Below are 22787 nucleotides of genomic sequence, written 5' to 3'. Positions count from 1 at the left end.
CCGACCGCCTTCGGCATGAAGCGGCGTCCCCGTGGGCGTACGGCGAGGCCCCGGCCGCTCCCCTCGTGGGGTGCGGCCGGGGCCTCGAGCGGGCCGGGGAGCGGTCAGACCGGTATGGCCTCGATGACCGACACCGCGGCGGCCGTCTCCACGACGCGCTCCAGCCGGAAGCCGGCGCGGGCCAGGAGGTCGGCGTACTGGGTGGCCGTGCGTTCCCGGCCGCCGACGAGCAGCATCAGCCACAGGTCGACCAGCTTGCCCGAGTGCGGCTCGTCGCCCTGCTCCGGCACGACCATCTCGACCAGCAGCAGCTTGCCGCCCGGCTGCACGGCCGCCCGCACGTTCCGCAGAATCCTCAGCACCTCCTCCTCGGGCCAGTCGTGCACGATGTGCTTGAGGACGTAGGCGTCGGCACCGGTGGGCACCGGACCGAACATGTCGCCGGCCACGGTCGTACAGCGGTCCGCGACCCCCTGCCGGGCGAGGAACTCGGCGGCCCCGTTGCCCTCGACACGCGGGTCGAACAGGATGCCGCGGGTCTGCGGCGCCTCGCGCAGGATGCCCGACAGCAGCCCGCCCTGCCCGCCGCAGAAGTCCAGCACGGTGCCGAAGGCGGAGAAGCCGTAGGCGGCGACCACCGGATCGGTCTCGGTGGCGGACATGTTGCCCATGCCGTTGATGAACACCGCGCCGTACTCCGGATTGCTCTCCAGGAACTCGAACGCGCTCATGCCACGCAGCTTCGGCGTGCTCGGCTCGCCGGTGACCACCGTGTCCAGGAAGGCGCTCCAGTCCTCCCAGTGGATCGGATGCCCCATCAGCAGCGCGATGTCCCGCATCGTCATCGGGTGGTCGGCGCGCAGCGCCTCGCCCATCGGGGTCAGCCCGTACGTGCCGTCCGGCCCGCCGGTGAAGACACCCTGGGCGGCCAGCAGCCGCAGCACCCGGCCCAGGGCGTCCGGGTTCGCGCCGACGCGCCCGGCGATCTCCTCCGGGCTGAGCGGGCCGTCCGCCAGCGCGTCGGCCACACGCAGTTCGGCGGTCACCCGCAGGGCCTGCGTGATCATCGACCCCATGATCAGCTCGAGCAGGGCGAAAGGCGGCGGCGCCAGTTCCCGGGCCTGCTTCTGGAGTTCCGCCCGCTGTTTTTCCAGGTCGCGGACTACTGAAGGGGGCGGCAGTTCGGGCATGAGATTCCTCCCGTGCGGTAAGTGCACCTTCTGTCCCAGCCGCCGAACGGGCAAGGGACCCGGCTGTCCACGGTAGGAATAATTTTCGGGACTCGCTTGAGTACTGCTCGAATTCCGACTGTGCCTGAAACAACTCTGTTTAAGTGCGGAAAATAAGCGGTCATACACATCCGTCGGCTCCTCTATGGTGGCGCCGGTTTCGCATTCCACTCTCCGAAAAATCGGGGGAAGCATGCATCAGCGAAGGAGAGACATGTCGAATTCACGCGCCTCCTGGAAGAAGGTCCTGCCGACGGCCGCCGCTGCGGCGATGATGCTGACGGCCACGATGGCCGCCGCCCCGGCCCAGGCCGAGGAGAAACCCCCCGCCACACTGACGGTCATCGCCTCCGGTCTGAAGAACCCGCGCGGCATCACCGCCCAGTCCGACGGCTCGGTGCTGGTGGCCGAGTCCGGCGAGGGCCTGCCGGGCTGCGCCGCGGGCACCCGGTGCCTGGGCGCCACCGGCGCCATCGTCAAGGTGCCGTTCGGCGGCAGCATGAGCCGTGTGGTGACCGGCCTCCCCTCCGTCGCCGTCGGCACCGCCGACCCCACCACCGTCAACGCCAGCGGCCCGGCCCAGGCCGTGCGCAGCACCACCGGCGGCTACACCGTGCTGGCCGCCTTCGGTGGCCCCGGCACCCCCCAGCTGCGCACCTCGCTCGGTGGCTCCGCCAAGACGCTGGGCACCGTCTTCCGCACCGGCGACGGCAAGGTCCTCGGCGACATGGTCACCCACGAGGCCACCCTGAACCCCGACGGCGGGGACATCAACGGCAACCCGTGGCGGTTCGTGCAGGACGGCTCGGGCTTCCTGGCCACCGACGCCGGCGCGAACGACGTGGTCGCCGGCCCGGGCGACGGCACCACCTCCACCAAGTACGTGCTGCCGAAGAACGGCACCGCCGAGTCGGTGCCCACCGGCATCGTCAAGGACTCGGACGGCACGCTCTACATAGCCGACATGGGTGGCGGGCAGGTCGGCGGCTCGCGCATCTGGAAGGTGCCGCCGGGCCAGCAGCCGCAGGTCCTCGTCTCCGGGCTGACCAACATCGTGGACATCGCCCTCGACTGGAAGGGCGACCTGCTCGCCCTGTCCTACAGCTCCTCCTCGCTGGCCGGGGCGCCGACGGCGGGCTCGCTGTCCGAGATCGACCTGAGCACCAAGAAGGTCACCACCGTCCCGACCGGTGACAGGCTGAAGCAGCCCTCCGGCATCGTGGTCGACACCTACGGCGGCGTGTACATCACCAACCACTCCGTCGGCACGAAGGGCCAACTGGTGCGCATCTGGTACTGAGGGCGGCCGGGCCTGGCACAGGCTCACCGCGCCGCCTCCTGAGGCTGCCGTCCCCCCTCGCGGCCCCGCCGGACTCCCCCGCCGGCGGGGCCGCTGCCGTACCCGGGGACGCGGAAGGCGTGGTGGTCGAGCGGTGGCCGGGCCTCCGGTGGGGAACCGCTCGGCCGCCGCTCGACAGCGACCGGAGAGGGACGGCCGCCGGACGCACGGATCGGCATTCTGGCCGGGCATCCGCTTGCGCGGACCCATCCGACGCCCAAGGAGGCCGCCCGTGTCCGTACACGCCCACACTCCCGCCACAGCAGAACCCACCGGCGTGTGGCTGGTCGGTGCCCGGGGCTCGGTCGCCACGACGACCATCGCCGGCTGCGCGGCCCTCGCGGGAGGGCTGCTCGCGCCCACCGGCCTGGTCACCGAGACGCCCGCGTTCGCCCACAGCGGTCTGCCCGAGCTGTCCTCCCTGGTCTTCGGCGGCCACGACACCAGCAGCAGCCCGCTGCCCAAACGGGCCGAGGAACTCGCCGCACAGGGCGTGCTGCCGCACTGGCTGCCGGGCGCCGTGCACGGCGAACTGTCCGCCGCCGACAGCCGCATCCGCCTCGGCGGACCGCTGACCGGCGACGAGCGCGGCACCGAGGAGCTGATCACCGCGTTCGCCATGGACCTGCGGGAGTTCATGCGCACCACCGGCGCCGCCCGCACCGTCGTGGTGAACGTCGCCTCCACCGAGCCCGCCCCCGGCCCCGGCGAGTGGCCGGCCAGCTCCCTGTACGCGGCGGCCGCCCTGCGCACCGGCTGCTCCTACGTCAACTTCACCCCCTCGACCGGACTGAGCCATCCGCAGCTGGCGGGCGCGGCCGCCTCCGCGGGCCTGCCCTGTGCGGGCCGGGACGGCAAGACCGGCCAGACCCTGCTGCGGGCGGTGCTGGCGCCGATGTTCCGCCAGCGGGCCCTTCAGGTGCGGGCCTGGTCGGGCACGAACCTGCTCGGCGGCGGCGACGGAGCCGCGCTCGCCGACCCGGCTGCCGCCGCCGCGAAGAACGCCGGCAAGGAGCGGGTGCTGGTCGACAACCTGGGCATGCGGCCCGAGGGCGACGTGCACATCGACGACGTACCGGCGCTCGGGGACTGGAAGACGGCGTGGGACCACGTCGCCTTCGAGGGTTTCCTCGGCACCCGCATGGTGCTGCAGACGATCTGGCAGGGCTGCGACTCCGCGCTCGCCGCGCCGCTCGTGCTGGACCTGGCACGGCTGCTGGCCCGCGCCCACGAGGCGGGCCTGTCCGGACCCCGGCCCGAACTCGGCTTCTACTTCAAGGACCCCGACCCCGGCACCGGCGGCGACAGCACGTCCCTGGCCCAGCAGTACGCGGCCCTGCTGGCGTTCGCCGACCGGCTGGGGGAGCACCGGTGAGCCTCACCTCCACCGGCGTGGTCCGGCGGCTGCGGCCCCGCATCTCCCGCCCCGCCGCCACGGCGCACACCGCCTCCACGGCCGTCACCGCCGGCCGCGCCGCCCGCCCGGCGGCTCCCCTCGCCGCCACCGCCCGGGCCTGGGCCGAACTGCTGCGGGTGCCCGCGGTGTTCACGGTGCCCGGCGACGCACTGGCCGGCACCGCGGCCGCCGGGGCGCGGCCCGGACGGACGACCGCCCTCGCGGTGGGCGCCTCGATATGCCTGTACGAGGCGGGCATGGCCCTCAACGACTGGGCGGACCTTGAGGAGGACGCGGCGGAGCGCCCGCACCGCCCGCTGCCCTGCGGCCGTATCCGGCCGCGTGCCGCGCTGACGGCGGCGGGCACGCTGACGGCGGCGGGCCTGGCCCTGGCCGCCTGCGCCGGCCGGCGGACCCTGGCCGTCGCCGTACCGCTGGCGGCCACGGTGTGGGCGTACGACCTGAAGCTGAAGCACACCCCGGCCGGTCCCGCCGCGATGGCCGCCGCGCGCGGGCTGGACCTGCTGATGGGTGCGGCCGCCGCCGACCGTCCGCTGCGCCCGGCACTCGTCCCGGCGGCCACCCTGGCCGGCCACACCTGTGCCGTCACCCTGGTCTCCCGCCGCGAGACCGAAGGCGGCTCACCGGCGGCCCCGCTCACGGCGCTTGCGGCCACCGCGGCGGTGACCGCGAGCCTGCTGCCCGCCGCGCACCGCCCGGCCGCGGACCGGCACGCCGTACGCACCGCCCTGGCGCTCGGCTACCTCACCACGGCCGCCCCGCCGCTGGCGCACGCCGCCCTCAACCCGTCGCCCGTGCTCGTCCAGCGGGCGGTCGGCGCCGGGATCAGGGCCACCGTCTGTCTGCAGGCGGCGCTCGCGGCCCGGGCCGGGGCACCCGTGCCCGGGCTGCTGATCGCGGCGCTGGCCCCGGTCGCGGCCCGGCTGGCGCGGAAGGTGAGCACCACATGAGCCGGCTGAACCTGGGCTACGGCACCAACGGGCTGACCGACCTGCGCCTGGACGACGCGCTCGCCCTGCTCGCCGACCTCGGCTACGACGGCGTCGGACTGACCCTCGACCACATGCACCTCGACCCGCTGGCGGCGGACCTGGCCGCGCGCACCGCCCGTCTCGCGCGCCGTCTGGACCGGCTCGGGCTGCAGGTCACGGTGGAGACCGGCGGCCGCTACGTCCTCGACTCGCGCCGCAAACACGCACCCACCCTGCTGGACGAGGACGAGGACGCCCGCGGGATGCGCGTCCGGCTGCTGATCCGCGCCCTGCGGGTCGCCGCCGACCTCGGCGCGCACGCCGTGCACTGCTTCAGCGGCGTTACCCCGGCCGAGACCGATCCGGACACCGCCTGGAAGCGGCTGGCGGACACGCTCGAACCGGTCCTCGACGTCGCGGAGGAGACCGGGGTCCCGCTCGCGATCGAACCCGAACCCGGCCACCTGCTGGGCGACCTGGCCGGCTTCCACCGGCTGCGGGCCGACCTCGGCGACCCGCCCCCGCTCGGCCTGACCCTCGACATCGGCCACTGCCAGTGCCTGGAGCCCCTGCCGCCCGCCGACTGCGTGCGCGACGCCGCGCCCTGGCTGAAGCACGTACAGATCGAGGACATGCGCCGCGGTGTCCACGAGCATCTGCCGTTCGGCGAGGGCGAGATCGACTTCCCGCCCGTCCTGGCCGCGCTGGCCGGCACCGGCTACCAGGGGCTGACCGTGGTCGAACTGCCCCGCCACTCGCACGCCGGACCCGAACTCGCCGCGCACTCCCTGCACTTCCTGCGAAACGGAGGCACCGGATGACCGCCGTCCACTCATCCGCACCCAGCACCGAACAGGACGCGCGCGACTGGCTCGCCCGGGCGTGCGCCGCGGCCGCCGCCGGGGACCCCGGATGGGAGCTGCGCTTCGCGGAGGCCGGCCGCCGCTGCCGTGCCCTCGGCGACGCCGCCCGGGTGGACCTGCTGACCGCCGCCCGGCCGGCCGCGGCCACCGTGACCCGGCTGTACCGGCAGGGCACGGCCGCCGAGCGCCGCGCCGTACTGCTGGCCCTGCCGCGGCTGGACCCCGTTCCCGCGTACGGAGTGCCACTGGTCGAGGACGCCCTGCGCACCAACGACACCAGCCTGCTGACCGCTGCCGTCGGCCCCTACGCCGCCCGGCACCTGGACGCCCACGCTTGGCGGCACGCGGTGCTCAAGTGCCTGTTCACCGGCGTCCCGGTGAGCCGCGTCTTCGCCTTGGCCGACCGGGCCCGCGGCGACGAGGAGCTGGCCCGGATGCTGCGCGCGTTCGCGGGCGAACGCACCGCCGCCGGACGAGAAGTCCCCGAGGACCTGCACCACGTGCTCGCCCTGACCGAGGAGGAACGGTAATGCGCATCTTCGACCCGCACATCCACATGACGTCCCGGACCACGGACGACTACGAGGCCATGTACGCCGCGGGAGTCCGGGCGGTGGTGGAGCCCGCGTTCTGGCTCGGCCAGCCCCGCACCTCGGTCGCCTCCTTCCTCGACTACTTCGACACGCTGCTCGGCTGGGAGCCGTTCCGCGCCGCCCAGTACGGCATCGCCCACCACTGCACGATCGCCCTCAACCCCAAGGAGGCCAACGACCCGCGCTGCCTGCCGGTCCTGGACGAACTGCCCCGCTACCTGGTGAAGGACCAGGTCGTGGCGGTAGGGGAGATCGGCTACGACTCCATGACCCCAGCCGAGGACACCGCGCTGGCCGCCCAGCTCCAGCTCGCCGCCGACCACGGCCTGCCCGCCCTGGTGCACACCCCGCACCGCGACAAGCTCGCCGGGCTCCACCGCACGCTGGACGTCGTACGGGAGTCCGCCCTGCCGACCGAGCGGGTGCTGCTGGACCACCTCAACGAGACCACCGTCGCCGCGGCCAGGGAGGCCGGCTGCTGGCTGGGCTTCTCCGTCTACCCGGACACCAAGATGGACGAGCAGCGCATGGTCGCCGTGCTGAAGGAGTTCGGCCCACAGCGGGTGCTGGTCAACTCGGCAGCCGACTGGGGCAGAAGCGATCCGCTGAAGACCCGCAAGGTCGGCGACGCCATGCTCGCCGCGGGATTCACCGAGGACGAGGTGGACCTCGTGCTGTGGCGCAACCCGGTCGCCTTCTACTCCCTCAGCGGCCGCCTCGACCTCGACGTCGCCGCCACCGCCCCCACTCACGAGGGCAACTCGATCCTGCGCGGCGCCCCGGCGCACCCCGTGCCCGCGGGGCGGTGACCCGGTGCGCTTCCGCCACCCGGACGGCAGCGTCGTCCACCTCGCGTACTGCACCAACGTGCACCCCGCCGAGGACCTCGACGGGGTCCTCGCCCAACTGGGCGCCCACTGCGCACCCGTGCGCCGGCGCCTGGGCGTGGACCGGCTCGGCGTCGGCCTGTGGCTGGCCGCCGGTGCCGCCCGCACCCTGGACACCGACCCGCGCGCCCTGCGCACCCTGCGCGACACCCTCGCCCGCCACGGCCTGGAGGTCGTCACCCTCAACGGCTTCCCGTACGAGGGATTCGGCGCCGGCGAGGTCAAGTACCGCGTGTACGACCCGGACTGGGCGGACCCGCGCCGGCTCGCCCACACCCTCGCGCTCGCCCGGATCCTGGCCGCGCTGCTGCCCGACGACGTCACCGAGGGCAGCATCTCCACCCTGCCACTGGCCTGGCGGACCGCGTACGACGCTCAGCGCGCGGCCCGCGCCGGCGCGGCCCTGACCGAACTGGCCGGCCGTCTCGACGAACTGGCCGAGAGGACCGGCCGCTCCGTGCGGGTCGCCCTGGAGCCCGAGCCCGGCTGCGTGGTGGAGACCTGCGCCGACGCGATCGGCCCGCTCACCGCCGTCGGCCACGACCGGATCGGCGTCTGCGTCGACACCTGCCATCTGGCCACTTCCTTCGAGGAGCCGGAGACCGCCCTGCCCGCGCTGACCGCGGCCGGCATCGGCGTGGTCAAGGCCCAGGTGTCCGCGGCCCTGCACGCCGAGCACCCGGACCGCCCCGAGGCACGCGCCGCCCTGGCCGCGTTCGCCGAGCCGCGCTTCCTGCACCAGACCCGCACCCTCACCGCCGCGGGCCTGCGTGGCACCGACGACCTCGGTCCCGCCCTGACCGGCACCCGGCTGCCCACCGACAGTCCCTGGCGCTCCCATTTCCACGTGCCGCTGCACGCGGCGCCCGCTCCGCCCCTGACCTCCACCCTGCCCGTGCTGCGCCGCGCGCTGTCCGTCCTGGTGGGCGGCGACCGGCCGCTGACCCGGCACCTGGAGGTGGAGACGTACACCTGGCAGGCGCTGCCGCCGGAAGTGCGCCCCCGCGACGCCGACGGGCTCGCCGACGGCATCGCCGCCGAACTGTCCCTCGCCCGCGACCTGCTGACCGACCACGGCCTGAAGGAACTGCCATGACCCGCCCCGAAGGGCCCGCGCCCCTGCTCGTGCTGGACGTCGTCGGCCTGACCCCGAAGCTGCTCGCCCACATGCCGCGTCTGGCCGCACTGGGCGAGCAGGGCTCGAGCGCCCCGCTGGACACCGTGCTGCCCGCGGTCACCTGCTCGGTGCAGGCCACCTTTCTCACCGGCCGCACCCCCGCCGAGCACGGCATCGTCGGCAACGGCTGGTACTTCCGCGACCTCGGCGAGGTCCTGCTGTGGCGGCAGAGCCACCGGCTGATCGAGGGCGAACGCGTCTGGGACGCCGCCCGCCGCGCCCACCCCGGCTACACCGTCGCGAACATCTGCTGGTGGTACGCCATGGGCGCCGACACCGACTACACCGTCACCCCCCGCCCCGTCTACTACGCCGACGGCCGCAAGGAACCCGACTGCTACACCCGGCCCGCGGACCTGCACGACGAGCTGACCGAACGCCTGGGCGCCTTCCCGCTGTTCAGCTACTGGGGCCCGGGCGCGGGCCTGGCCTCCTCCCGGTGGATCATCGACGCCACCCGGTACGTGATGACCTCCCGCAACCCGCACCTGACGCTGGCCTACCTGCCGCACCTCGACTACGACCTGCAGCGCTACGGCCCCGACGACCCCCGCTCGGCGCGGGCGGCCGCCGACCTCGACACGGCACTCGCCCCGCTGCTCCAAGAGGCCCGCGCGCAGGGACGCACGGTGGTCGCGCTGTCGGAGTACGGCATCACGCGCGTGAACCGGCCCGTGGACATCAACCGCGCCCTGCGCCGCGCCGGCCTGCTCGAGGTCCACACCCAGGACGGCATGGAGTACCTCGACCCGATGGCCTCCCGCGCCTTCGCGGTCGCCGACCACCAGATCGCCCACATCTACGTCCGCCGCCCCGAGGACCTCGCCGCGACCCGCGCCGTCCTCGCCGAACTGCCGGGCGTCGCCCATCTCCTTGACGACGACGGTAAGAAGGCCCACCGCCTGGACCACCCGCGCTCCGGCGAACTCGTCGCCGTCGCGGAACCCGACACCTGGTTCACGTACTACTACTGGCTCGACGACACCCGCGCCCCCGACTTCGCGCAGCTCGTCGAGATCCACCGCAAACCCGGCTACGACCCCGCCGAACTGTTCATGGACCCCGCCGACCCCTACGTCAAGGCCAAGGCCGCCACCGCCCTGGCCCGCAAGAAACTCGGCATGCGCTACCGCATGGCCGTCGTGCCCCTGGATCCCTCACCCGTCCGCGGCAGCCACGGCCGCCTCCCAGCGAGTGACGACGAAGGTCCGGTGGTGCTGTGCTCCGCCCCCGGCGCCCTGCCCGGCCGGATGGCGGCCACGCAGGTCAAACAGCTGCTGCTGGACCTCGCCGACGCGAGCGGCGAGGTCCCCCGGCCGACCGCGCCCGCGCGGGCCGCCGCGCGGGCCTGAGCCCGCCCCCTCACCCTGCCGCGGAGTCCTCCGTCCGCAGGAAGCGGACCAGGCCCTCGGCGTTCACCTCGACCCCGGCCCTGGTCCTCACCGACGGCCCTGGGCACGGGCATACGCGAACGGCGCCGCACCGTGGGGTGCGGCGCCGTGGGGCCCGAAGCCCGGGTCAGGCCACGCGGCTTCTTGCGACGTTCACGGGCAAGCTGCTCGCGGTAGTCCTCGACAGCGTGGTGGTGACGCGCGACGAAGTGCGGGTCGTCCAGCCTGTCGGCGGGGTCCATCGCGTCGATGGCGGCCCGGGCGTCGGCGGGTGTCTCGCAAGCGGCGAGCATGGCGTTGATGCGGTAGACGCCATTGCGCTGCTTCTCCACCCCGCGGCCCGCAGCTCCGCCAGAGCGTAGGCCTGGTCAACCTGAACATACCCGGTGCTGCCGTCGGACAGCCGGACCAGTTCGGCCGCGACATAGGAATACGGCGGGTTGAACCGGTAGACGCCACGTTCAACCACGCTTCCTGTTGTCGTGTCGGACCTGGCCCCTGAGCAGCCTGCGCGTAGTGACGGCAATGCCCGGCCACGCCCGTGGAGCGCCACAGTTCGACCGGCCCCCCACCCGGGCTCCGGGCCCGGTCGAGGCGGTGCCCCGAACATCGGGAGCGTCCGGTTTCCGGCTGCGGCCGGAAGACTCACCAGAGGGGTCCCTGCCCGTGAAAAAGATCGCCTCGTCGGCTGCGCTGTCTGGGCGGGCCGAGCGGATCGCCCAGCGCACCCGCCCCGACAGCTGGAAGAAACCGCCGCGCCGCATCGAGAAGTCCGAGTGCATCACCTGTGACACCTGCCTGCGCAGCTGCCCCGAGGAGTTCGGGGCCATCTTCGACCGCGGCCTGGACGTCGTGATCATCCCCGAGCTGTGCTCGGGCTGCCCCGCGTGCGTCCTGGAGTGCCCCGTCGACTGCATCTACGTCGACGAGGACTGGACACCGACCGACGAGACGATGTGGAACCACATCGAACTGACCGCCGAGGACGCGAAATGAGCGGGCTGACCGAGCGTGGTGAGACGCGCCGCCAGATCAACGCGCGCAAGCGGATCAGCCGCCGCCCCAGCCGCCTCGGCATTCCCGCGGGCACCGTCAAGCCGGACCGCGAGTTCGACCCCGAGGCAGGGTTCCCGGGCCTGCTGAAGCGGACCTGGCAGCGCGCCGAGGAGGCGGCGGGCCTGCGCTCCTTCGTCGAGGTGCTGCTGACCCTCGACGGCCACGTGCCCGCCGACGTCCAACTGCGCGCGCTCACCGCCGCCGAGGAGGCCGCGCTGCAGGCGCTGTGTGGCCTGACCTGGCGCACACCGGACACCGCCGCGCCCGCGGCCGGGGACACCCTCGACGAGCGGCCGGACGGCGACGAGACCGTCTTCCTCGGCGAGATCGGCCTGTCCTCCTCGGGCCGGATCGTGCTGAGCGTGCCCTCCCAGGGGCCGCTGAAGAAGGACGACCTGGTCGGCGGCGTGCGCCGGGTGTCCTGGACGGACCGCACCCTGCGCGCCTACGGAGAGCGGATGCAAGCCGCCGAGGCCCGTCTGAAGGAGACCGTGGCCGACTGCCGGCGCTGGCTCGACGAACAGGGCCCCGTGGGCCGCGACGAGCTGCTGACGCAGGCCAGGGAGGCGGCGCTGCGCACCGCGCCGTTCGTGCTTTACCAGCAGGACCGGCAGTACACCAACTTCCGCCAGGCGAACAACCTCACCGGCAAGACGCTGTGGCCCGGTCACCCGGACTGCGTGCTCAGCAGCCTGCGGGGCCTGCCGCTCGAACTGTGGTCGGACCACGACGTCCAGCTGATCGTCTGCCTGACCCTGCTCATCCGCTCGGCCGGCTTCGGCCGTGTCGAGGAGGCCAACGGCACCCAGCTGACCGTCGATCACGTCGCCCACATGCTGGAGCGGATCAGGCAGGGTTACAACGGCGTCCCCGGCGGCACACCGGTCCCGCCCGTCGCCCGGCCCACCGTCGCGGCCCTGAGCGACCTCGCCGTGGCCCTGCGCACCCGCCGCGCCGAGGCCGGACGTGGCGCCCAGCTGTACCGCGAGATCCACGGCGCGCTCATGCACAAGATCGAACGCGTGGCGCAGGCCCCCGGCGAGCGGGCCCGGGCCCGCGAGGAGGCGATGGTCGCCCGTCTCACCGAGCGGCTGCCGCTGACCGGCACCACCCTGCAAGAGCTGGGCGAGGACCTCGCCGCCGCCCCCGGCTGGCTCGCCGGCCCGATCGGCGGCTTCGGCACCGGCCTGGAGCACCTCGTGCACGAGACGGTGGCCGCGGTCACCGAGGTGTTCGAGGCCGACTTCACGATGAGCCGCGGCATGCGGTCGCTGCCCGCTCTGATCGAAGCGCTGCGCGAGGACCGCTGGCCGGAGATCTGCGACTGGGACATCACCCGCTTCTTCTGCTGCGTGGTCCCGAGCCCGTCGGCCGCACGGCACTACGGCGGATCCGCGGCCGACCTCGCCGACGCCGCCTGGGCGATGTCCTCGCGCATGCAGTACAACTCCTGGCACTTCATCGCGGGCAACCTGCCCCGCACCGACGAGGTGGCCGCCCGCGACCACTTCGTGCCGCCGACGATCCCGGACGTCGCGTTCTACTCCGACCAGCACCACCACGGCCACGTCAACAACAAGGTGCGGTTCTCCATCCGCTCCCCGCAGGCCGTCGAGGTGGACGGGCGGGTCTTCAACGGCTTCATCGACCTGCGGCTGCTGCGCTGCGCGGGCACCCCCTTCGACGAGCAGGACCTGCTCGCCGCGCACCGGGTCTCCGCGCTGGTGGGCCGGGCCACGGGCCTGGCCGCCGCCCTGGCAGCGGCCGGCACGCCGGTCGAGGTCACCGCGTTCGACTCGCCCTGGCACTGGTCGGCCATCACGGGCGGCGATCCCGCGTCGGCTTCCCCCGCGGCCGGGCCGGTCCGCCGTGCGTCCTGACGCGCACGGCGGGCCCCGTCCCGTTCCGCTCCCCGAGCGCCGTTGAAGGACAGGTGAGCTTCGATGACCGCGCGCGGCATCAGCCACATCAAGGACCTCCTCTCCCGGGGGGAGATCACCGTCGTCGAACACGTCCGGTCCGTCCTGACCGCCATCCGCGAGCGGGACACGCCGGGCGCCTACGTCGCGGTCGCGGGCGACGAGGCCCTGCGGGCCGCCGAGCAGGCCGACGCCCGCATCCGCGAACGCGGCCGCGAGGCCTGGTGGGACCAGCCGCTGCTGGGCGTCACGGTCTCCGTCAAGGACCTGCTGCAGACCCGCGACCTGCCCACCACCCGCGGCTCGCTGCTGCCCAACGACCGCCCCCGCGAGGACGCCCCCGCAGTGGCCCGGCTGCGCGCGGCCGGCGCCGTCGTCGTCGGCAAGACCACCACCTCCGAGTTCGGCTGGAGCGCCTCCACGGTGGGCCGAGTCGCCCCGCCGACCCGCAACCCCTACGACCTTCGGCTGACCGCCGGCGGCTCCTCCGGCGGCGCCGGCGCCGCGGTCGCCGCCGGACTGTGCGAGGGGGCGCTCGGCACCGACGGGTCCGGCTCCATCCGGATTCCGGCCGCGTTCTGCGGCGTCGTCGGCTACAAGCCGTCGTACGGCAAGGTGCCCTACTGGCCCAACGGCGCCGACCGCCTCGCCCACCAGGGGCCGCTCGCCGCGAGCGTCGCCGATGCCGGAGTGCTCGGCCAGGTCATCGCGGGCCCTCACCCCACCGACCCCGACTCCGGGCTCGGCTCCCTGGACTCCCCACGCGATCTGCGCGCCCTCAGGATCGGCTGGATCGAGTACGAGGGCACCGATCCGGAGATCCGCCGGGTCACCGAGCAGGGCAAGGAGCTGCTCGTCGCCGAGGGGCACCGGGTCGAGGACGTCGAGGTGCGCTGCCAGAACCTCTACCCGGCCGTCGTCGACATCCTCGCCGCCACCGAGGCGGCCGGCACCCCGCCCGAGCACGAGGCGTTCTGCGACCCGGGCCGCCTGGAGGTCGTCCGCCACGGCCGCACCCTCAGCGGGGTACGGGTCATCCAGGCCGAGGAGGTGCGCCAGAACCTGCGCGCCACCCTGCGCTCGGTCATGGACCGCTACGACCTGCTCGCCATGGCGACCGTGCCGATCGAGCCGTTCGAGGCCGACGCCATCGGCCCCGCCTGGGCGGCCGACCCGCGCGACCTGATGTGGCTGTCCTGGGCGCCCGCCTCCTACCCGTACAACATGACCGGGCAGCCGGCCGTGTCCCTGCCCGCCGGGCTGACCCGCTCCGGGCTGCCGGCCGGTCTGCAGCTCGTCGGCCCGGTCGGCGCCGACGACCTCGTCCTGACGGTGGCCCGCCGCCTGGAGGCGATGCTGGCGCCGCTGCCGCACCCGCCCGCGACCGGCCTCACCCCCGTCACCACCGGCGAAAGGACGTTCTGAACCATGTATGCCAGGTCATGGTCCGCCCCCGTCGCGGAGGGCAGCGTCGGGCGCCCGTCGTTCGTCACCGACCACGGGCTGTGGGACGCCGGGCAGCTCGCCGCCGCCGAACGCGTCGAAGCCGCCCTCGACGACGTCGACTTCGTGCGGGTCGCCTTCGCCGACCCGCACGGTCTCGCCCGCTCCAAGACGCTGACCGCGCAGGCCTTTCGCGGCGTGCTGCGCAACGGCATGAACTTCAGCCCCGGCCCGTTCCTGTTCGACACCGGGCACGCCGTCGCCGTCGACTTCCTCGGCGAACACGGCATCGGCGTCGACGAGATCGCCGGCGCCGGCAACTTCGTCCTGGTGCCCGACCCGCTGACCTTCCAGGTGCTGCCCCAGGACGGCCCGCGCACCGCCTGGGTGATCGGCGACGAGTACCTGCGCGACGGCACCCCGCACCCGCTGTCCGCGCGCGCCGTCCTGCGCGAGGTGCTGCGCCGCTACGCCGAGCAGGGGCTCGCCCCCGTGCTCGGCCTGGAGGTCGAGTGGTACCTCACCCGCCGCCTCGACGACGAACCGGGCAACCAGGGCAACGGCTTCGGCCTCCAGGGCCGGGCGCCGCGCGTGGCCGCCGTCAACGCCGGCTACCAGTTCAACCTGGACGCCGCCTACGACACCGTCGCCCCCGTCACCGACCCCCTCGCCCTGGACCTGCTCGCCCTGGGCCTGCCGCTGAGGTCGATGGAGCACGAGTCGGGCCCCGGCCAGGTGGAGACCACCTTCAGCCCCATGTCCGCCCTGGACACCGCCGACGCGATGCTGCTGTTCCGCACCCACACCAAGCGGTTCTGTGCCCGCCTCGGCCACCACGCCTCCTTCATGTCCCAGCCGCTGCTGGACGCCGCCGACCCCAGCGGCTGGCACCTGAACCAGTCCGTGGTGGAGAGCGCCACCGGCCGCAACGTCTTCAGCGCCGAGGGCCTCACCGGCGGGCTGTCCCCGCAGGGCAAGGCGTACGCCGACGGTCTGCTGTCCTGGGCGCGCGAGCTGTGCATGCTGTCGGTGCCCACCGTCAACGGCTACCGGCGCCTGGCCGCCGAGCACGCCCTCGCCCCCACCCGCGTCGGCTGCAGCGTCGAGGACCGCACCGCGATGCTGCGGGTGGTCGGCAGCGGGGCCGGCGCCCACATCGAGAACCGCACGGGTGAGCCGTGCGCCAACCCGTACCTGAACATCGCCGCCCAGCTGTTCGCCGGCCTCGACGGCCTGACCGGCGCCCAGGCCGGCTCCGGGGGCGGGCCGGGCGACGGCCCCGGCCAGGTGGTGCCGCAGTCCCTGCGCGAGGCACTCGGGGCCTTCACCACCGGCCGCGCCGGGCAACTGCTCGGCGCACCGCTGGCCGCCTGCCTGGCCAAGCTCAAGGAGAGCGAGCTGCGCCGCTTCGAGGGCTGGTGTGCGCAGGCCGCCCCCACGCCGGGCCGCGTCACCGAGTGGGAGCAGCGCGAGTACTTCGGGGCGTACTGAGCGCCGCCGGAGCGGGACCGGTGCGGCCGTGGACGCGCCCCCAGCCGCACCGGGCCCTCAGCTCTTTCCTCAACCAGCCCACGGACGAAGGCCGACGATGATTCCTCGTTACACCCTGCCCGAGATGGCGGACCTCTTCGCCGACCAGTCGCGCTACGCCACCTGGGTCGAGGTCGAGATCCTTGCCACCGAGGCCCAGGTGCGGCTCGGACACGTACCCGCCGAAGCGCTCGCGGACATACGCCGCGCTCCGGTCCCGCTCGCGGCCCGGGTCGCCGAGTTCGAGAAGGAACGCGACCACGAGGTGCTGTCCTTCCTCGCCGCGTACTGCGAGAACATCCCCGAGTCCTCCGCGCGCTGGGTGCACCTCGGCATGACCAGCTACGACCTGGTCGACACCTCCCTCGGCCACACCCTGGCCCGCGCCACCGACCTGCTCGTCGCGGCGGGACGGCGACTGCGGCGGGCGCTGACCGGCACGGCGCTCGCGCACTGGGACACGGTGATGGTGGGCCGCACCCACGGTGTGCACGCCGAGCCCACCACGTTCGGTCACAAGCTCGGCGGTTACGCCTTCGCCGTCGACCGCTCCCTGACCCGGCTGGCCGCCGCCCGCGACGCCGTGGCCGTCGGCACGATCTCCGGCTCGGTCGGCACCTACGCGCTGATCGACCCCGCCGTCGAGGCGCATGTGTGCCGGGCGCTCGGCCTCGGCGTCGAGCCGGTGCCCAGTCAGGTCGTCGCCCGCGACCGGCACGCCCAGCTGCTCCAGGCCGTTGCCGCGCTCGGCGCGTGCATCGAGCAGATCGCCTTGGAGCTGCGGCTGTTGCAGCGCACCGAGGTCCGCGAGGTCGAGGAGCCCCGGGCGAGCGCCTACCAGGGCTCCAGCGCCATGCCGCACAAGCGCAACCCCACCACCAGCGAGCGGCTGTGCGGCCTGGCCCGGCTGCTGCGCGGGTACGCCACCACCGCCCTGGAGAACGTGGCGCTGTGGCACGAGAGGGACCTCGCCCACCAGTCGGTGGAGCGGGTCATCCTGCCCGACAGCCTGTCCGTGGGCCACTTCCAGGCGACGAAGGCGGCCGAGCTGGTGGAGTCGCTCACCGTGCACCCGCAGCGGATGCGGGCCCACATCGACGCCACCGACGGCCTGATCTACAGTTCGTCGGTCCTCGCCGAGCTGCTGGGCGAGGGCACCGAACGCGAGCGGGCCTACCGCTCGGTGCAGGCTGCGGCGAACCGCACGATCGCCACCGGCGAGCACTTCGCCACTACCCTCGCCCAGGAGGGCATCGACCTGCCCGCGCTCGGACCCGAGCGCTTCCTCACCCACCACGACGTACTGCGCAGCCGATTGGAGAAGCTCCGTGAACTGGACGATTGAGCGGGTGGAAGGCACCGCCCTGGACCTGGACGAGGTGCTGGAGGTGTACCGCTCGTCGGGCTTGGGGGAGCGGCGTCCGGCCGACGACCGGGAGCGGATGGCGGCGATGGTGCGCAACGCCAACCTCGTCCTGGTCGCCCGCGACACCGACGGCACGCTCATCGGCATCGCCCGCAGCGTGTCCGACTTCTCCTACGTCACCTACCTGTCCGACATCGCGGTGTCGGGTACGTACCAGCGCTCCGGCATCGGCCGCGCCCTGATCGACGCCACCCGCAAGGAGGCCCCGACGGCGAAGGTCGTGCTGCTGTCGGCGCCCGCCGCGACGGAGTACTACCCGCACATCGGCTTCGCCCCCCACAACTCGGCGTGGGTGCTGAACCCGTAACGGCATCACGGGCGGCCCCGCCGGCTCCACGCGGTCGAGCCTGGCGCTTCAGCGGGACTCGACCGCCGGTCCGTAGGGTCGAAGGCGGGGCGCGGCCCGGTGACCGCCTGCGCGGGGCGGGCCGTTTCCGGTCGCCTCACGCGGCAGCGCGCACGGGCCGTGCAGGACCCTTGGGGGAAGGCATGAGTCAGACGATGACGGCACAGGTGCTGCCGGAGCTTCAGATGTCCGCCCCGCGGCCGGTCCGGCCGGGCCAGGGCCCGCCCGTGTCCGCACCGGTCGTGGCCGCCACGGCGTGGCGCGTCCTGGTCGTGGACCCCGACATCGGTGACCCGCTGGCCGACCAGCTGCGCCGGCACGGCCACGAGCCCGTCGGCGTCACCCAGGGCAGCGCGGCCCTGCAGCGTCACGCGGATGCGGACCTGGTGCTGCTGGCGCTGGAACTGCCCGACCTGGACGGGCTGGAGGTGTGCCGGGCCATCCGCTCGGTCAGCCGTGTCCCCGTCATCATCGTCACCGCCCGCCAGTCCGAACTGGACTGCGTCCTCGGCCTGCAGGCCGGCGCCGACGACTATGTCACCAAGCCCTACGGCACGCGCGAGCTGATGGCCCGTATCGAGGCCGTGATGCGCCGCGCCCAGTGGCAGCCGACCGCCGTGGAGGAGATCCGGCACGGCTCGCTGCTCATCGACGTCAACTCCCGACGGGTGAGCGTGGACGGGGCCGAGGTCGCCCTGACCCGCAAGGAGTTCGACCTGCTGTGCCTGCTGGCCTCGTACCCCGACACGGTCGTCCCGCGCAAGCAGCTGCTCAAGCAGGTCTGGGGCGACTCCTGGTCGCGCCGCACGGTGGACACCCATGTCAGCAGCCTGCGCGGCAAGCTCGGCGACAGCGGCTGGATCGTGACGGTACGGGGAGTGGGCTTCAGGCTCGGCCACCGCTGAGGCAGGTCCCGGGCCCCGAGCGCCCGGCGGGCGCCCCGGTGCGGGCGGCCGGCCTCAGCGGGCCGGGCCCGGCCGGACCGTGCTGGTGCTCAGTTCCCCGGCGAACTCCTGGCACAGCTCCGCGTAACCGCGCATCAGCTCCGCCAGCTGCTCGGTGCAGTGCGGCGGCAGATTGGCGATGATGCGTCCCCGGTCGCGGGCGAGCAGCGCACACGCGTCCAGCATCCGCAGCATGCTGCGGCCCATCTCGTTCAGCCGCAGCGACGGGTCCCGCCGCAGCGCCTCGAAGAGGGTGATCAGCTCCTCGGCCGACCGTGTCTCCTCCTCCCGGTCCCGGCCGCCCGGTTCCCGCCCCTCCCGCGCGCCGCGCCCGCCCACCGCCAGGCCGCGCTGCCGGGGCGGCACCGGATCGTCGCCCCGCAGCAGCCGGTCGCGTACGTCGGCGACGGTCGCCGGGGAGATCCCCGCGCGCCGCGCGATCGTCCGCAGCGACGCGGTGGGGTCGGCCCGCAGCAACTCCCCGGCCAGTTCCCGACCCTGTACGGTGCTCAGCGGCCGGGCCCGCCCGTCGAGACCGACCCGGCGCTCACAGCGCGGCAGCCCTTCCATGCGTGCCCGCAGCTCCGACACCTTCTTCGCGGACAACCCCGCCACCACGGCGATGGCGCGGTCCGACCACTGGGGCCGCGCAGCGACGATGCGCTCGGCGGCGGCCACCCGGTCGCCCTGGGACAGCGGCCGGCCCTGGGCCACGTTCATCGCCACCGCCAGCAGGGCCGCGTCCTGCCGGGACCCGTCGAAGAAGCGTGCCGCGATGTGCGTACGGCCCTTCAGCCGCGCGGCCCGCAGCCGGTGCAGCCCGTCGATGACGGACAGGGTGGGGCGGTGCACGACGATCGGCGGCAGCTCGCTCTCCAGGTGCGCCAGGGCCAGCGCCCACTCGCCGTCCACCCCGCCGGAACGCGGGGTGAACGAGGCCGTCAGGTCGGCCAGGCGCACCCGCTCCACAGGTGCCTCGCCCAGCGCATCCTTCAGGGCGAGCAGTCGCTCCGAGCTGCTGTCGTGGTGCACACGCACGGTCTGATGGGTCATACCGCGACTCCTCGTGGACACAGCGGGCTGACGGGCCGGGGCCTTGCCCCGCACGGACGCCGGGGCAAGGCCCCACACGGACCCTGACAACGCCCCCTGACACGGGGCTGACGAATCTCTGACACACCCCGTCCCGGCCCCGCCGCACCGGCTCCCAGAGCCGCGGAAAAGCCGCAGGCGGGCAGGAAAGCCCAGCTCACCCGGGCGGGGCGGGACACGCGGGGCGCGGTGGGCCGTGAGCGGGATACGAGCGGCGCACGAGCGGTCCCTGCTGGACTTCCGTGCGCTGCTCACCGCGCGCGGTGCCCGCGCCGTCCGGGTGGCGCCCCAGCACGGCCGGCGGGCGACCCACGCTGCGCGCCCGCGCGGACAGCCCGATCGAACGAGGTGAGCACCGTGGCGACGACCATCGACAAGGCGGCGGACACAGCACAGCCGGAGGCACGCGGGCCGAACATACGGCTCATGCTGCTCCCGCTGATGATCGCCATGCTGCTGTCCCAGCTGGACAACATGATCGTGGGCACCGCGATTCCCACCGTCGTCGGCGACCTGGGCGGCATGGAACACCTGTCGTGGGTGGTGACCGCCTACACCCTGGCCACCGCCGCCGCGACCCCGGTCTGGGGCAAGCTCGGCGACCTGCACGGCCGCAAGGGACTCTTCATCACCTCCGTGGTGATCTTCCTGGTCGGTTCGGCGCTCAGCGGCATGGCCCAGGACATGACCCAGCTGATCGGTTTCCGGGTGATCCAGGGACTCGGCGCGGGCGGCCTGATGGCCGCGGTCATGGCGATCGTCGGGGAACTGGTGCCGCCGCGCGAGCAGGGCCGCTACCAGGGCATGCTCGCCGCCGTGCTGGCCCTGTCGATGATCGGCGGGCCGCTGGTCGGCGGCGCGATCACCGACCACCTCGGCTGGCGCTGGGCGTTCTACATCAACCTGCCGATCGGCGCGGTCGTCCTCGTCATGGCGGCGATGGTGCTGCGGCTTCCGGTCCGCAGGTCCAGCGCCCGCATCGACTACCCGGGGGCGGCACTGCTGATGGCGGGCATCACCGCCGTCGTCCTGGTCGCCACCTGGGGCGGCACCGAGTACGCCTGGGGCTCGGACGTCATCGTCTCGCTGTGCGCCGCCGCGGTGCTCTGCCTGGGCACGTTCGTCTTCTGGCAGACGCGGGCCGCCGAGCCCGTGCTGCCGCTGCACATCTTCCGCAGCCGCAACTTCGCGCTGATGTCTGTCACCGGGTTCGTGATGGGCTTCGTGATGTTCGGCGCGGTGCTGTTCCTGCCGCTGTACCAGCAGGCCGTGCAGGGGGTGTCGGCGACCAACTCCGGGCTGCTGCTGCTGCCGATGATGAGCGCGATGATCGTCGTGGCGATGGCGGCCGGCCGCATCACCAGCGGCACCGGACGCTACAAGGCGTTCCCGGTCGCGGGCGGCGCGCTGATGCTGACCGGCATGCTGCTGCTGTCCACCATGGACACGTCCACCTCACGCACCGAGGCGGCGCTGTACATGGCGGTGCTGGGCGCGGGCCTGGGGTGCCTGCTCCAGGTCATCATGCTCATCTCGCAGAACAGCGTGGACATCCGGGACATCGGCGTGGCCTCCGCCGCCATCACGCTCTTCCGCATGCTTGGCAGCTCCTTCGGTGTCGCCGTGATGGGCGCGCTGTTCAACCGCCGCGTCCTGGAGGTGATGGCCGAGCACACGCCCGCACGGCCGGCCCTGGCCCACGCCCAGCTCGACGCGGCCAGCCTGGCCCGCCTGGAGCCCGCGGTCCAGGAGGCCTACCGCCACGCCACCGCCGCCGGCACCCACAGCGCCTTCCTCATCGGCTCCCTCGCCGGCGCGCTCGCCCTGCTGGCCGGGCTCCTGGTGCGCGAGGTGGCCCTGCGCAGGACAGCGGCCTCCGGCGTTTCTCAAGCGAACCTCGGCCGCACCGGCCAAGACTGAGAGGGCGTCAAGAACGGGACGCGACCGGCCCGTGCCGGCCGTGGACATCCCGCTTCAGCCGAGGGACCGGGGGCCGGATCCGAGGCCCCCGCCACCGGTGCGCGGCCACCCCGCGCAGCCAAGTCCCCTGCCACGCCCTCCGGGCGGTGACCCCGCCGACCGGGCCCACAAAGGCGGCTGACCGTGCGGCGACCCCGCGCGGAACCACCCGGCACCTCCCGTACGCCCCAGGCGACGGGAGGTGCCGCGCGTGCGCCCGGTTTCCGCGCTGCGGTCCACTGCCCGGTTTCCGCGCTGCGGTCCACTGCCCGGTTTCCGCGCTGCGGTCCACTGCCCGGTTCCCGCGCTGCGGTCCACCCCCCGGCCCCCGCACCGCGGTCCACCACCCGGCCCCCGCACCGCGGTCCACCGCCCTGCGCACGGCGCGTCCACCGCCCCGCGTGGCGCGCACACCGGCTCTTGGGCCGCGCACACCCGCATCCGCATCTGCGCCCGAGCTCGCATGCGCACCCGTACCACCGCGTACGCCCGCCCCGCCCCGCCCGCCCCGCCCCGTACCCGCACCCGCGTTCGCCCCGAGTCCGTGCCTGAACCCGGGCCGGCCCCTGGCCCGCCCCGGGCCGCACCGCGATTCCGCGCCCGGGGCCTGTCCCGTACCCCCGGTCCGTAGCCGCGCCCCAGTCCCGTTTGAGCCCCGTTTGAGCGCCCCGGCCGACCGTGGCGTCGGAAGGAGGCGCTGTGGACGGTACGTACGGAAGCGAGCGGGACGGTTCGCCGGACCCCCAGCGGGGCTGCCGATGACGGCGGCCGGTTCTCTCTGCCCGGAACCCCGGGAATTCACCAAGACCTTGGGGGACGACACCCGGCGTGTCCGCCGCGCGGCCGCCGCCGCGGCCGCGCCGCACGCCCGCCCCCGTATGCCGAGCGGAGTGTCCTTGTGAGCAGCGGACGTATGGAAGTGTGCCTCGTCGGCGCCGGACCACGCGGCCTGTCCGTGCTGGAGCGGCTGTGCGCCCACGAGCGCACGTCCCCCCGCTGGGGCCACGTCACCGTGCACGTCGTCGACCCGGGCCCGCCTGGCTCGGGCCAGGTGTGGCGGCCCTCGCAGTCCCGGCATCTGCTGATGAACACCGTCGCCTCCCAGGTGACGGTCTATACCGATGCCAGCGTCAGCATCGCCGGCCCTCTCGAGGAGGGCCCCAGCCTCTACCAGTGGGCCAAGGCGATCGGCCCGAGCGCGCTCA

Annotated in this window: 19 protein-coding genes; 17 read left to right on the top strand and 2 right to left on the bottom strand. The window is 73.8% G+C overall.

Features of this window, described 5'->3' with window-relative positions:
• Nucleotides 1-104: 104 nt before the first annotated feature.
• A complete protein-coding gene (locus tag AOQ53_RS36515; RefSeq protein WP_078945678.1) occupies nucleotides 105-1190 on the bottom strand; it encodes a methyltransferase in 1086 nt (361 codons plus the stop codon).
• Nucleotides 1191-1443: 253 nt separating this feature from the next.
• Between AOQ53_RS36515 and AOQ53_RS36510 the strand changes: the two genes are divergently transcribed.
• From AOQ53_RS36510 to AOQ53_RS36440, 15 genes are all read left to right on the top strand, one after another.
• Nucleotides 1444-2529, top strand: coding sequence for a ScyD/ScyE family protein (locus AOQ53_RS36510; RefSeq protein ID WP_059424004.1), 1086 nt, complete (start codon nucleotides 1444-1446; stop codon nucleotides 2527-2529).
• A gap of 271 nt (nucleotides 2530-2800) precedes the next feature.
• Nucleotides 2801-3943, top strand: a complete 1143-nt coding sequence (locus AOQ53_RS36505) for an inositol-3-phosphate synthase (protein WP_078945677.1) — start codon at nucleotides 2801-2803, stop codon at nucleotides 3941-3943.
• Nucleotides 3940-4935 (top strand): SCO3242 family prenyltransferase, encoded by a 996-nt coding sequence (locus AOQ53_RS36500; protein WP_099054770.1) that lies wholly within the window; start codon nucleotides 3940-3942, stop codon nucleotides 4933-4935. The genes AOQ53_RS36505 and AOQ53_RS36500 overlap by 4 nt, the downstream gene beginning before the upstream one ends.
• Nucleotides 4932-5777, top strand: a complete 846-nt coding sequence (locus AOQ53_RS36495; RefSeq protein WP_059424003.1) for a sugar phosphate isomerase/epimerase family protein — start codon at nucleotides 4932-4934, stop codon at nucleotides 5775-5777. Before AOQ53_RS36500 ends, AOQ53_RS36495 begins: the two co-directional genes overlap by 4 nt.
• Nucleotides 5774-6349, top strand: coding sequence for an EboA domain-containing protein (locus AOQ53_RS36490; protein WP_059424002.1), 576 nt, complete (start codon nucleotides 5774-5776; stop codon nucleotides 6347-6349). The genes AOQ53_RS36495 and AOQ53_RS36490 overlap by 4 nt, the downstream gene beginning before the upstream one ends.
• Nucleotides 6349-7221, top strand: coding sequence for a TatD family hydrolase (locus AOQ53_RS36485; RefSeq protein ID WP_059424001.1), 873 nt, complete (start codon nucleotides 6349-6351; stop codon nucleotides 7219-7221). Before AOQ53_RS36490 ends, AOQ53_RS36485 begins: the two co-directional genes overlap by 1 nt.
• A 4-nt stretch (nucleotides 7222-7225) precedes the next feature.
• Nucleotides 7226-8395: a metabolite traffic protein EboE gene (eboE, locus tag AOQ53_RS36480; protein WP_059424000.1), complete on the top strand. Its 1170-nt coding sequence runs from the start codon at nucleotides 7226-7228 to the stop codon at nucleotides 8393-8395.
• Nucleotides 8392-9828 carry a nucleotide pyrophosphatase/phosphodiesterase family protein gene (locus tag AOQ53_RS36475; RefSeq protein ID WP_059423998.1) on the top strand — a complete coding sequence of 479 codons (1437 nt, stop codon included), beginning with the start codon at nucleotides 8392-8394 and terminating at the stop codon, nucleotides 9826-9828. Before eboE ends, AOQ53_RS36475 begins: the two co-directional genes overlap by 4 nt.
• A gap of 705 nt (nucleotides 9829-10533) precedes the next feature.
• A complete protein-coding gene (locus tag AOQ53_RS36470) occupies nucleotides 10534-10863 on the top strand; it encodes a 4Fe-4S dicluster-binding protein (RefSeq protein ID WP_201785098.1) in 330 nt (109 codons plus the stop codon).
• Nucleotides 10860-12803 carry a hypothetical protein gene (locus AOQ53_RS36465; protein WP_059423997.1) on the top strand — a complete coding sequence of 648 codons (1944 nt, stop codon included), beginning with the start codon at nucleotides 10860-10862 and terminating at the stop codon, nucleotides 12801-12803. Before AOQ53_RS36470 ends, AOQ53_RS36465 begins: the two co-directional genes overlap by 4 nt.
• 63 nt (nucleotides 12804-12866) lie before the next feature.
• Entirely contained in the window at nucleotides 12867-14267 is a 1401-nt protein-coding gene (locus AOQ53_RS36460) for an amidase (protein WP_063889051.1), read from the top strand.
• A 3-nt stretch (nucleotides 14268-14270) separates the two neighbouring features.
• Complete coding sequence (locus AOQ53_RS36455) at nucleotides 14271-15776, top strand: type I glutamate--ammonia ligase (protein ID WP_059423995.1); 1506 nt, start codon at nucleotides 14271-14273, stop codon at nucleotides 15774-15776.
• Nucleotides 15777-15873: 97 nt separating this feature from the next.
• Entirely contained in the window at nucleotides 15874-17160 is a 1287-nt protein-coding gene (gene purB / locus AOQ53_RS36450; RefSeq protein ID WP_078945676.1) for an adenylosuccinate lyase, read from the top strand.
• Complete coding sequence (locus AOQ53_RS36445; protein WP_059423993.1) at nucleotides 17144-17548, top strand: GNAT family N-acetyltransferase; 405 nt, start codon at nucleotides 17144-17146, stop codon at nucleotides 17546-17548. Before purB ends, AOQ53_RS36445 begins: the two co-directional genes overlap by 17 nt.
• 182 nt (nucleotides 17549-17730) lie before the next feature.
• Complete coding sequence (locus tag AOQ53_RS36440; RefSeq protein ID WP_059423991.1) at nucleotides 17731-18492, top strand: response regulator transcription factor; 762 nt, start codon at nucleotides 17731-17733, stop codon at nucleotides 18490-18492.
• Between the two features lie 54 nt (nucleotides 18493-18546).
• Here the strand turns inward: AOQ53_RS36440 and AOQ53_RS36435 are convergent, their stop codons facing one another.
• Entirely contained in the window at nucleotides 18547-19584 is a 1038-nt protein-coding gene (locus AOQ53_RS36435; protein WP_078945675.1) for a ParB N-terminal domain-containing protein, read from the bottom strand.
• Between the two features lie 396 nt (nucleotides 19585-19980).
• Here AOQ53_RS36435 and AOQ53_RS36430 point away from each other — a divergent pair, with 396 nt between their 5' ends.
• A complete protein-coding gene (locus AOQ53_RS36430; RefSeq protein WP_236711939.1) occupies nucleotides 19981-21543 on the top strand; it encodes an MDR family MFS transporter in 1563 nt (520 codons plus the stop codon).
• 937 nt (nucleotides 21544-22480) lie between these two features.
• Nucleotides 22481-22787 (top strand): FAD/NAD(P)-binding protein (locus AOQ53_RS36425; RefSeq protein ID WP_236711938.1); only part of this gene is annotated, 307 nt, incomplete at its 3' end.

Source organism: Streptomyces azureus, from assembly GCF_001270025.1.
GTDB lineage: Bacteria > Actinomycetota > Actinomycetes > Streptomycetales > Streptomycetaceae > Streptomyces > Streptomyces azureus.
The sequence above is the reverse complement of the archived record's forward strand: the minus strand, read 5'-3'. Positions and strand labels throughout refer to the sequence as shown.

What these genes read in the sequence shown, in the direction of transcription:
- AOQ53_RS36515 (WP_078945678.1), bottom strand. Translation starts at nt 1,190, where the DNA reads ATGCCCGAACTGCCGCCCCCTTCAGTAGTCCGCGACCTGGAAAAACAG.
- AOQ53_RS36510 (WP_059424004.1), top strand. Translation starts at nt 1,444, where the DNA reads ATGTCGAATTCACGCGCCTCCTGGAAGAAGGTCCTGCCGACGGCCGCC.
- AOQ53_RS36495 (WP_059424003.1), top strand. Translation starts at nt 4,932, where the DNA reads ATGAGCCGGCTGAACCTGGGCTACGGCACCAACGGGCTGACCGACCTG.
- AOQ53_RS36490 (WP_059424002.1), top strand. Translation starts at nt 5,774, where the DNA reads ATGACCGCCGTCCACTCATCCGCACCCAGCACCGAACAGGACGCGCGC.
- AOQ53_RS36485 (WP_059424001.1), top strand. Translation starts at nt 6,349, where the DNA reads ATGCGCATCTTCGACCCGCACATCCACATGACGTCCCGGACCACGGAC.
- AOQ53_RS36475 (WP_059423998.1), top strand. Translation starts at nt 8,392, where the DNA reads ATGACCCGCCCCGAAGGGCCCGCGCCCCTGCTCGTGCTGGACGTCGTC.
- AOQ53_RS36465 (WP_059423997.1), top strand. Translation starts at nt 10,860, where the DNA reads ATGAGCGGGCTGACCGAGCGTGGTGAGACGCGCCGCCAGATCAACGCG.
- AOQ53_RS36460 (WP_063889051.1), top strand. Translation starts at nt 12,867, where the DNA reads ATGACCGCGCGCGGCATCAGCCACATCAAGGACCTCCTCTCCCGGGGG.
- AOQ53_RS36455 (WP_059423995.1), top strand. Translation starts at nt 14,271, where the DNA reads ATGTATGCCAGGTCATGGTCCGCCCCCGTCGCGGAGGGCAGCGTCGGG.
- purB (WP_078945676.1), top strand. Translation starts at nt 15,874, where the DNA reads ATGATTCCTCGTTACACCCTGCCCGAGATGGCGGACCTCTTCGCCGAC.
- AOQ53_RS36440 (WP_059423991.1), top strand. Translation starts at nt 17,731, where the DNA reads ATGAGTCAGACGATGACGGCACAGGTGCTGCCGGAGCTTCAGATGTCC.
- AOQ53_RS36435 (WP_078945675.1), bottom strand. Translation starts at nt 19,584, where the DNA reads ATGACCCATCAGACCGTGCGTGTGCACCACGACAGCAGCTCGGAGCGA.